The sequence below is a fragment of the Methanospirillum sp. genome (genome assembly GCF_028679455.1).
Lineage (GTDB): Archaea > Halobacteriota > Methanomicrobia > Methanomicrobiales > Methanospirillaceae > Methanospirillum.
Genome location: NZ_JAJRBM010000133.1, coordinates 1 through 2,783 on the forward strand (window position 1 = coordinate 1; position 2,783 = coordinate 2,783).

At 44.0% G+C, this 2,783-nt stretch carries 1 protein-coding gene; it reads right to left on the reverse strand.

What is annotated here, in order from left to right:
- Positions 1–409: 409 nt before the first annotated feature.
- Complete coding sequence (locus tag LUQ50_RS04565; RefSeq protein WP_300036845.1) at positions 410–2,359, reverse strand: alkyl sulfatase dimerization domain-containing protein; 1,950 nt, start codon at positions 2,357–2,359, stop codon at positions 410–412.
- Positions 2,360–2,783: the final 424 nt, after the last annotated feature.

A 2,783-nucleotide genomic window follows, 5' to 3' on the forward strand; every position in this document is an offset into this window, starting at 1 on the left:
AGACGTTTTATACTTTAAATAGGGTGGTCAAAAACGAAGTAGCGCGACCTTATAAACCCCTGGTCAAGAATCAAGTGGCATTAACACAAATTCCTTGAGTTCCTTGATCTTCAGGAACACTGTACGGTATCACCATTTCAGAGGCAAACCGGGATATCTCCGGGATCTGTCCATTATTTATGCAATAAATCTCTCCCACTCATCTGATCGTTACTCCCGCATAGATCAATCCAGAGTTTAACCCTTCCATATGTCATACCGGGCAGTCCATACACTTTTGAATCAAATTGCATTCCTGATGAGTAACCGGTTTTCTGAGTAACCGGATACGATAAGGGATCGTGTCATAGGCATGAGAAAACTTGAAACTCGAAGGTTCTGGTATAAGAAAAAAGGAAAATAAAAAAAATCAGGGGGTTACGATGTTAAACCCTGGATCAAACACATCGAGCATAGAGACAAACCGGTCAAATACATCTGCATCACCGGAAGTGGTAACATCTTCCAGAGTTGCTGAAGGATCAAGAGCCAGCTGTTCAAGAGTCTTGCGTGGCATCTCAACGGTTACATCTGCAGTTGGTGATGATGTATCCACCCAGTACTCGAGGACTTCATTCTTTACCTGAATAAGTGCACTATCACCGGTATCTGTCAGTTTCAGATTGATCTGGTAGTTCTCATCCTTTGCTTTCTCTCCGTTGACCCTGACTGAGATATAATCCAGTAACTGTCCCACGGACATAGCAGACATGATATCAGGTGAAATGCCGCTCATCTCTTTGATCGGAATGGTTCTTCTGAGGTCCTGGGCTCCGGAGAGGTATGCATTCCTGGCGGTTCCTGAAACTTCCTGGTATCCAAGTTGCTCAAGTGCTGCTGCTTCCATCTCCCTGGCCTGCATATTTGTCGGGTCAGCAAATACCAGGTAATTTGCAATACAGGCTACCAGTTCATACTTTCCGGCATCATAATCCTGCTGTAGTTTTCCCAGTGCCGCATCTGGCCCTCCCATGTATGAGGTGATCTCTTTTGCATACTCTTCCGGAGCGAGACGATTGAGGTTTATGGGATTTCCATCATAAAATCCGAGATACTTCTGGTAGGTAGCCTTAACTCCCATGTACATCTGGCCATAGAACCCATAGGTGTACCAGAACTCCTTCAGAGAATCAGGAGGATGGATCATGTTTGAGATCTCATCCATGGTGTATCCCTTATTGATGAGATTCAGGGTTTGATCGTTGACGTATTTGTACAAATCACGCTGGTTCTCAAGAATCTCAATAACTTTGTCGTTACCGAACCGTGGCCAGTGATGAGAGCTGAACATGACCTCAGCCTTATCACCGTACAGTTGTCTGACTTCATCGAGAGATCGTGCCCAGGCGAGTGGATCACGGACCTGTGCACCACGAAGGGTCAGGAGATTATGGAAGGTAGCCGTACAGTCTTCAGATACCAGAAGGGCGTTCTTCTGTGGGAACCAGATATCAAGTTCTACCGGTGCCTCGGTATTTTCTGAAAGATGGAACTCCATGTTCACTCCATCTACGGTAACCTTCTGCCCGGTGTGGGTGATATCCATGGTTGGCGGAATGAGAGATGCTGTTCCGACTGAAGGGCTCTTTCCAAGACCGATGTCAATGTTTCCTTTGGTATCCTTGGGTAATTGTATACCATATTGGTAGGTAGCCCTGCGTTGCATGGCATTGCCAGCATAGACATTCTCGGCTAACGCATGATCCATGAAGTTTTCAGGAGCAATGATCTGAACATCTCCGTTTGCTACGTCTTCTTCAGAGACAACTCCCTTTACTCCCTGGTAGTGGTCAGCGTGAGGATGCGAATAGATAACTGCTTTTACCGGATAGTGGCCGATTGTCTTGTTCACCAGATCCATTGCAGCCTTAGCTGTCTCGACAGATGTCATGGGATCAACGATAATCCAGCCGGTATTACCCTTGATAATGCTCATTGATGTGACATCATATCCTCTGACCTGATAGATGTCGTCCGTTACATTGAATACTCCATTAATATTGTTGAGCTGGAACTGCCGGTAGAGTAATGGATTTATCGTATCCGGCCTGGTTCCATTGGCAATGGCTTTGTATGCCTCCATATCCCATGCAGTAATCCCGGGATATGGAGATGGGATAATCAAGGGATCATCGGTTCCTATAAACCCTTTATTTGCAAAGAGAAAATCCTCATCATTGTTATTCCATGCAGGAGTGTTGTTTTTCTCCTCCTGAATGGCAATGGTGTATTGCGTTGCATCATTCCGATCATCAGCATATACTGTCCCGCATAACAGAATGAGACAGAATAATCCTATACACGCCCACTTTAATCTCATACGGTTCAACGAAAAATCTAGTTTTAATAGTGATAAATTATTCGAAATGTGACCGGATATTATCTTGTTTCTTCTATAAATCGTATAAATCAGGATTTTACCGACAGACACACTATAATCAGAACGTGGGAGCGTACCATCAGGGATACTTTCTGTATTCTCAATATTTTCCGATGGTACTATCTTCGGTAATTCTGTATATGCAGGTAAATAATGCAACATGAAATTACTCTTCCCGGTCTCGAAAAATGACCGGTGATAGTCCTCTGGTAAGCGAATATCGAGTGGTGAACAATAGAAATTTGGTAACTATTCAGCCCCTCTCAGCGCTCCCAACTGATTTATCGTAATTTCTTCTAAAAAATCGCTTATTTGCCTGAACAACCAGAGAAATACCGAAAGATCTTAGTATAATGAGAGTAAA

Coding starts and splice junctions, on each gene's coding strand:
- LUQ50_RS04565 (WP_300036845.1), bottom strand. CDS start 2,359: ATGAGATTAAAGTGGGCGTGTATAGGATTATTCTGTCTCATTCTGTTA.